Raw genomic sequence first — 7,343 nt, forward strand, 5'->3', positions numbered from 1 at the left:
GTCCTGGGCCATCGGATCGTGTTCGAGGATCTCGCCCTTGAAGATCCAGACCTTGACGCCGCAGGTGCCGAAGGTCGTGAACGCGGTCGCAACGCCGTAGTCGATGTCGGCACTGAAGTGTCCGTTCATCTTGCGGCCGAGCGCAAGGACACCAGTCAGATGCTGGACCAGCAGCGCGATCAGATCCGCGATCTCATGCAGTCGGCGGGCTATGTCGCCGACGTCGCGCCCGTCCAGCACGGCTCGATGGACGGATTCCAGAGCGGCTCCGGCCAGTCGCAGCCGCAGCTCTCGGGCCAGCAACAACCCTCCTCGCAGTCGCAGGGCACGTTTGGCGGCGCCGGCACGTCGTCGGGGCAGTCCGACGGCGGCGCCAGACAGGCCCGGCAGGAGCGCGAGTCCAATCAGGAGACGCGTCATGACCAGGACATGGGCCAGCAGAATCGTCGCGGCCCTGTTTATCTGTAACGCTGGCACCGTGGCAGCAGCGACTGACAACGCGCGCCCGTGCGAGCGCGAGATGGCGCGCGCGGCCCAGCAGCATGGAATTCCGCTCGGCATTCTCTATGCGGTCGGCCTCACCGAGACCGGGCGGCGCGGCGCGCTGCATCCTTTCGCGCTCGGGGCCGACGGCCAGACCGTGTTCGCCAAGGGCATCGACGACGCAATGGCGAATTTCGAGGCGATGCGGGCCAAGGGGATCAAGTTGATCGACCTCGGTTGCATGCAGATCAACCACTATTATCACGGTGATAAGTTCGTTTCGGTACGTGCGATGTTCGATCCCGCCAGAAACGTCGACTATGCGGCGCGCTTCCTGAAGGAACTGAAGCAGCGCGAGGGCAGCTGGACCATGGCGGTCGCGCGCTACAATGCCGGTCCCAATAACCAGCCGGCGCAGAAGCGCTACGTCTGTCACATCGTCGCTCATCTCGTATCGAGCGGCTTCGGCGCGTGGACCGACAAGGCGCGCTCGTTCTGTCAGCCCAAAGCAACCTGATGTTATGAGCTGAAGCGACAACTGACGGGACGACGACAAGTTGTGCATCGCTCCCAATCATCAGCCCCGCGCAAGCAAGAACCCCCATTGTAGCTGCAACCTACCAAAGGAGCCCACTTCATGAGCCTGTATGGTGTTATGCGCACCGGCGTTTCCGGAATGAACGCGCAGTCCAACAAGCTGTCGACGGTCTCGGACAACATCGCTAACGTCAACACGACTGGCTACAAGCGGGCTTCGACGGAGTTCTCCTCGCTGATCCTGAAGAGCGGCTCCGGCAACTACGACTCGGGCGCGGTCGAGACCACGGTCCGCTATGCCATCTCCGACGCCGGCAACTACCACTTCACGACGTCGACGACGGATCTTGCGGTCCAGGGCAACGGATTCTTCGTGGTGCAGGACGCCAACGGAAACGACTTCCTGACCCGCGCCGGCGCGTTCGTGCCCGACAACACCGGCAACCTCGTCAATACAGCCGGCTTCCAGCTGATGGGCTACAATATCGCGAACGGCGCCGCGCCCACCGTCGCCGCCAACGGCTTCGGCGGTCTTCAGGTCATCAACGTCAACCAGATGGCGCTCCAAGCTGCGCCGTCGACCAAGGCGACCGTGGCCGCCAATCTCGATCCGAGCGCAACGGCGATCGCAGCGCCGGCAGGGCCCGCCAACTACACGTCGAAGACGTCGATGGTGACCTACGACAACATCGGCAAAGCCGTGACGCTCGACGTCTACGCCGCCAAGACCGGCGCCAATACCTGGGACATCCAGGTCTACAACGGTGCAACAGCACTGACGACGGCCGGCCCCACGACCACGTTCACCTTCGACGTCACCGCGGTCGGCAAGGGCAAGTTGGCCGCGGCGAGCCCGACGGCGCTCTCGGTCGCGATCCCTGGCGGTTCAGCAGCCTTCAAAATCGATCTCTCGGCGATGACCCAGGTCGCCGCCGCCTTCGACTTCAAGGCGACGGTCGACGGCAACGCTCCGTCCGCCGTCGAGAAGGTGAACATCGACGACAAGGGCATCGTCACCGCCGTGCTCAAGAACGGCACCACGTTGCCGAGCTTTCAGATCGCGCTCGCCACCGTGCCGAGCCCGGACCATCTGACGCCCGAAGTCGGCAACGTCTATTCGCCCAATTTGGAGTCCGGAAACGTGCAGGTCGGCCTCGCCGGCCAGGGAGGTCTCGGCACCGTCAAATCCGGCGCACTGGAAGATTCCAACGTCGATCTCGCGGACGAACTGACCTCGATGATCGAGGCCCAACGCGGCTTCACCGCGAACTCGAAATCGTTCCAGACCGGCGCCGACCTGCTGGACGTCGTCGTCAACCTGAAGCGCTGAACTCTTCAGCGCTCGTTTCGGGCAAGAGCACGTCATGTCCATTACCGCCGCTCTCAACTCCGCCCGCTCCTCGCTCATGGCGTCGGGCATCCAGTCGGCGACGATCTCGCGCAACATCGCCGGGGCCAGCGCCCCCGGCTATTCGCGCAAGCTCACCATGCTGGACAATTTCCCCGGCACCGGCGTCTATGTCGCGGCGATCCAGCGCGCGGCCTCTTCCGGCCTCTACAGCAACGTCCTGATCGCGACCTCGTCGTCCGCCAAGCAGAGCGTGATCTATGACGGTCTGCAGAAGATCGCGGCCGCGACGGTGGACGATCCCGAACTCGAACAGTCGCCCACCGCCCAGCTCAACAAGCTCAAGCAGGCGCTGCAGCAATACGCCAACTCCACCGACAATGCGACCCTGGCTCAGGCCGCCGTGACGTCCGCCAAGGACATGGTGACCGCACTCAACCAGGCCACCAAGACCGTGCAGTCGGTCCGCGAGGGAGCTGACGTCGACATGGCGACGTCGGTCGCCAACATTAATCAGCTGCTGACCCAGTTCCAGACCGTCAATACGGCAATCGTGAAGGGCACGATTACCGGCGACGACGTCACCGACTATCTCGACCAGCGCGACAGCATCGTCTCAAGGCTGTCGCAGGAAGTCGGCGTCACCATGTCGCTCCGTCCCAATGGCGATGCGGCGCTCTATGCCGACAGCGGTGTCGTACTGTTCGACAAGACCGCGCGGACAGTGAGCTTTGCGCCGACCAACGCCTACACCGCCGGCACCACGGGCAATGCCGTCTTCATCGACGGCGTGCCGGTGACCGGGGCGAATTCCGTCATGCCGCTCAAGTCCGGCAAGCTCGCCGGCCTTGCCCAGCTGCGCGACAAGGACACGGTCACGTATCAGGGCCAGCTCGACGAAATCGCGCGCGGCCTGATCGATGCCTTCAAGGAAAGCGACCAGTCAGCTGTCCCGACGCTGGCGGACAGGCCCGGCCTGTTCACCTATCCCGGCGCGCCGGGGATGCCCGCGAGCGCCACGATCTCGGTCGGCCTCGCCGGTACGATCGCGGTTGCCGCCTCGGTCGATCCGGCCGCGGGCGGAAACCCGAACCTGCTGCGCGACGGTGCGATCAGCGGCGTTCCAGCGTGTAATTACAACACGACCGGCAACGCCGGCTTCTCGACGCGGCTCCAGCAGCTCATCAACAACATGAACGCACCGCAGCCGTTCGACGTCACGGCTCAAGGCAAGCCGAGCGGCAGCGTGATCGAGTTCGCCTCGTCCTCGGCGAGCTGGATCGAAAGCCATCGCAAGACTGCCGACGACAACGTGCAGTACCAGAACACGCTGCTCGACCGCAGCACCGCGGCACTGTCCAACGTCGCCGGCGTCAACATGGACGACGAGATGTCGCTGATGCTCCAGGTCGAGCGCACCTATTCGGCGTCGTCGAAGATCATCTCGACCGTCGACGAGATGTTGCAGAGCCTGCTGGCTGCCGTGGGGAATTAAGTCATGATGAGCGCCAACTACATCTCGACCCTGATGCTGTCGTCGTCGTTGAGGTCGTCGATCACGAACAACCAGGCTGCGCTGACCAAGGCCTCGAAGGAAGCGACCACCGGCCGTTTCGCCGATATCGGCCTCGAACTCGGCACAGGGACGGGCCGCGACGTGGCGCTGCGGGCCGATTTCAACTTCGCCGATCAGCTGGTCGACACCAACGAGCTGGTTTCGGGACGCCTCGACGTGACCCAGAACCGGATCACGCAGCTCGGCACGACCGCCTCGGAATTCCTCAAGAACCTGATCGCGGCCCGCGACGCCGACAGCGGCGCGAAGATCATCCTCCCGAGTGCGTCCGCCAACCTTCAGGACCTCATCGGAGCGCTCAACGTCTCCTACAATGGCTCATATCTGTTCGGCGGCATCAATACGCAGACCGTGCCGGTCACGAACTACACGGCCGGCTCGGCCAGCAAGAACAAGGTCGATGCGGACTTCCTGGCAACGTTCGGCTTCTCGCAGTCTGCGGCCGGCGTCGGCACGATCACGCCGGCGCAGATGCAGAACTTCCTCAACAATACGCTCGACCCTGAGTTTGCAAGCCCGGCCTGGAACACAAACTGGTCGGCGGCCACGGACCAGACGCTGTCGAGCCGCATCTCCACGACCGAGGTGGTCGACAGCTCCGTCAGCGCCAACCAGCCCGGCTTCCGCAAGCTGGCCGAGGCCTACACCATGCTCACCGACCTCGGTAACACCAGCCTGAGCAAGGACACGTTTCAGGTCGTCGTCGACAAGGCCATCGGCCTCGTCAGCGGCGCGATCAACGATCTCGCCGTGCTCGGCGGTACCGTCGGCTCGATCCAGCAGCGGGTCACCGGCGCATCCGAGAAGCTGAAGATCCAGAAGGACATCCTCAACAACCAGATCGTGAAGCTGGAGGCGGTCGATCCGACCGAGGCCTCGGTCCGCGTCAACACCTTGCAGACCCAGATCAAGACGGCGCTCGCGCTGACCTCGCAGCTGCAGCAGATCAGCCTCATCAACTATCTCTAAAGTCGGGGCTCGCAACCTTTGTCCTGTTATTCGGTCTCCTGCGCAGAGTGGTTCTGATGACGTTTGAAGCCTATGAATCCGTCGTCGACGAGAGTGGTTACGAGGCGCGGGGCCGCGAGCGGCAGGCGCTCAGCCTCGGCATCGACCGGCTCGAACGTCTCCAGAAGGGCCTCTTCAGCCTCGAGGATCTGGTAGAGAGCCTGCTCTATGTGCGGCGGCTGTGGACCATCTTCATCGAGGATCTCTCGCACCCGGAGAACGGGCTGCCGGAGAAGCTGCGCGCCGACATCATCTCGATCGGCCTGTGGGTCGTCAAGGAAGCCGACCGCCTTCGCGAGGAGCGATCGAACGACGTGATGCAGCTGATCGAAATCAACCGCCTGATCCGAGACGCTCTTTGATGAAAGTCTCCTTGCGGGCGGGCGAACGGATCTACATCAACGGTGCTGTGCTTCGCGTGGACCGCAAGGTCTCCGTCGAGCTCGTCAACGACGTGATGTTCCTGCTCGAAGGGCAGGTGATGCAGGCCTCCGACGCCACCACGGCGCTGCGGCAGCTCTACTTCATCGTCCAGCTCATGCTGATGAACCCGACCGACATCCGCGATGCCGCGGCGCTTTACGCGCAGCATCACGCGGCCCTGTGCGCCGTGTGCGAGAGCCGCGAGATGCTGGACGGACTTGGCGCGGTCGACGAACTGGTCGAGGCGACCCGCTACTTCGAGGCGCTCAAGCGGATCCGGGCCCTGTTCCCGGTGGAACAGGCGATCCTGGCCGGCGCCGCGACCCATTCCCCATTCGAGGCTGCCTGACAGCGGAGAGAGTTACATGAACGTCCCCAGCGCGACCGACGCGACCGGCAAGTCCAATTCGGCCGGCCCCACCACGACGACGTCGAGCAACGGCGTCGACTACAATACGTTTCTTCAGCTTCTCGTCGCCGAGATGAAGAACCAGGATCCGACCAATCCGATGGACACCTCGCAATATATGAGCCAGTTCGCCCAGCTCTCGACGGTCGAGCAGGCGATGCAGACCAATTCGAAGCTGGACGCGCTGCTGTCGTCGCAGTCGTTGTCGCAGGCCAACGGCCTGATCGGGAAGACGGTCAGCTTCACCGACTCCACCGGCGCCAGCTTCAGCGGCAAGGTCGTTTCGGTCGCCATCAACAGCGACGGCTCCATCGCGACCCTTCAGGACGGCACTAAGGTCGCGGTCGGGCCCGGGCTTACGATCAGCCAGTCATGAACGAACGGGACGCTCTCGATATCGTCCAGGCGGCGATCTGGACCATCATCGTCGCCTCCGGACCCGCGGTCGGTGCCGCGATGCTGGTCGGCACCGTCATCGCGCTGATCCAGGCCCTGACCCAGATCCAGGAGGTGACGCTGACCTTCGTTCCGAAGATCATCGTCATTCTGCTGGTCGTTGCCGTCTCCGGCTCCTTCATCGGCGCCCATCTCTCCACATTCACCGAGATGGTTTATTCGCATATCGAGCGCGGCTTCTGATCCGCGCGAGCCTCGGCCACCACCCCCGCGTAAGCTTTGCGCGGCAGATTGCGAACCGGACCCCTCTGCCGGTGACCCATGGCCGATACGTTAGCTGCTAGCCTGCCGACCCCACGACGATTGGGGGCCGACGCTTTCTTCGCCGGCGGCATCGTGGCCATGCTCACGATCCTGTTTCTGCCGATCCCGCCCATCCTGATCGATCTCGGTCTTGCGTTCTCGATCGCGCTGTCGGCGCTGATCCTGATGGTCGCGCTGTGGATCCAGCGACCGCTCGACTTCTCGGCTTTCCCGACCGTGCTGCTGATCGCGACCATCCTGCGCCTGGCGCTGAACGTCGCGACCACCCGTCTGATCCTGTCGCGCGGCGGGGAGGGTGAGCAGGCCGCCGGCCACGTCGTCGCCGGCTTCTCCAAGTTCGTCATGGGCGGCGACTTCGTCATCGGCCTGATCATCTTCGCCATTCTCGTCACGGTGAATTTCGTCGTGATCACCAAGGGTGCGACGCGCATCGCCGAAGTCGGCGCCCGTTTCACCTTGGACGCCATTCCCGGCAAGCAGATGGCGATCGACGCGGATCTGTCCGCCGGCCTGATCGACGACAAGGAGGCCCAGCGCCGGCGCCGCGAGCTCGAAGAGGAGAGCGCGTTCTTCGGCGCCATGGACGGCGCCTCGAAATTCGTCCGTGGCGATGCCATCGCCGGCCTGCTCATCACCGCGATCAACATCTTCGGCGGCATCATCATCGGCGTCACGCATCACGGGTTGACGCTGTCGCGCGCCGCCGACGTCTACACCAAGCTTTCCGTCGGCGACGGTCTGGTGTCCCAGATGCCGGCGCTGATCGTGTCGCTGTCGGCGGGCCTTCTGGTCTCCAAGGGCGGCACCAGGGGGTCGGCGGAGCAGGCGGTGCTGCGGCA

9 protein-coding genes and 2 pseudogenes are annotated in these 7,343 nt (G+C 64.0%); 10 read left to right on the plus strand and 1 reads right to left on the minus strand.

Annotated features, from left to right (window positions below; genetic code table 11):
* A pseudogene (locus MOV75_RS20980) lies at positions 1-111 on the minus strand (30S ribosomal protein S3); the annotation flags it as partial.
* On the opposite strand from MOV75_RS20980, the pseudogene MOV75_RS20985 reads away from it, so the two are divergent.
* The 10 genes and pseudogenes from MOV75_RS20985 to MOV75_RS21030 form a co-directional block, all read left to right on the plus strand.
* Positions 106-468 (plus strand): annotated as a pseudogene (locus tag MOV75_RS20985) (flagellar hook-length control protein FliK); the annotation flags it as partial. The pseudogenes MOV75_RS20980 and MOV75_RS20985 sit on opposite strands and share 6 nt — an antisense overlap.
* Positions 419-1,000, plus strand: coding sequence for a transglycosylase SLT domain-containing protein (locus MOV75_RS20990; protein WP_246929179.1), 582 nt, complete (start codon positions 419-421; stop codon positions 998-1,000). The pseudogene MOV75_RS20985 and the gene MOV75_RS20990, both read left to right, overlap by 50 nt.
* Positions 1,001-1,120: 120 nt before the next feature.
* Positions 1,121-2,350, plus strand: coding sequence for a flagellar hook protein FlgE (locus MOV75_RS20995; RefSeq protein ID WP_246929180.1), 1,230 nt, complete (start codon positions 1,121-1,123; stop codon positions 2,348-2,350).
* Between the two features lie 34 nt (positions 2,351-2,384).
* Positions 2,385-3,863: a flagellar hook-associated protein FlgK gene (gene flgK / locus MOV75_RS21000; RefSeq protein ID WP_247006518.1), complete on the plus strand. Its 1,479-nt coding sequence runs from the start codon at positions 2,385-2,387 to the stop codon at positions 3,861-3,863.
* 3 nt (positions 3,864-3,866) lie between these two features.
* On the plus strand, positions 3,867-4,913 hold the full coding sequence (locus MOV75_RS21005; RefSeq protein ID WP_246929182.1) for a flagellar hook-associated family protein: 1,047 nt from the start codon (positions 3,867-3,869) through the stop codon (positions 4,911-4,913).
* Between the two features lie 56 nt (positions 4,914-4,969).
* Entirely contained in the window at positions 4,970-5,314 is a 345-nt protein-coding gene (gene flaF / locus MOV75_RS21010; protein ID WP_246929183.1) for a flagellar biosynthesis regulator FlaF, read from the plus strand.
* Entirely contained in the window at positions 5,314-5,724 is a 411-nt protein-coding gene (gene flbT, locus MOV75_RS21015) for a flagellar biosynthesis repressor FlbT (protein ID WP_246929184.1), read from the plus strand. The genes flaF and flbT overlap by 1 nt, the downstream gene beginning before the upstream one ends.
* Before the next feature lie 16 nt (positions 5,725-5,740).
* Positions 5,741-6,160 (plus strand): flagellar hook assembly protein FlgD, encoded by a 420-nt coding sequence (gene flgD / locus MOV75_RS21020; RefSeq protein WP_246929185.1) that lies wholly within the window; start codon positions 5,741-5,743, stop codon positions 6,158-6,160.
* Complete coding sequence (fliQ, locus tag MOV75_RS21025) at positions 6,157-6,423, plus strand: flagellar biosynthesis protein FliQ (RefSeq protein WP_246929186.1); 267 nt, start codon at positions 6,157-6,159, stop codon at positions 6,421-6,423. The genes flgD and fliQ overlap by 4 nt, the downstream gene beginning before the upstream one ends.
* 78 nt (positions 6,424-6,501) lie before the next feature.
* Positions 6,502-7,343 (plus strand): FHIPEP family type III secretion protein (locus tag MOV75_RS21030; protein WP_247006520.1); only part of this gene is annotated, 842 nt, incomplete at its 3' end.

It is taken from the genome of Bradyrhizobium sp. PRIMUS42, assembly GCF_023006515.1.
GTDB lineage: Bacteria > Pseudomonadota > Alphaproteobacteria > Rhizobiales > Xanthobacteraceae > Bradyrhizobium.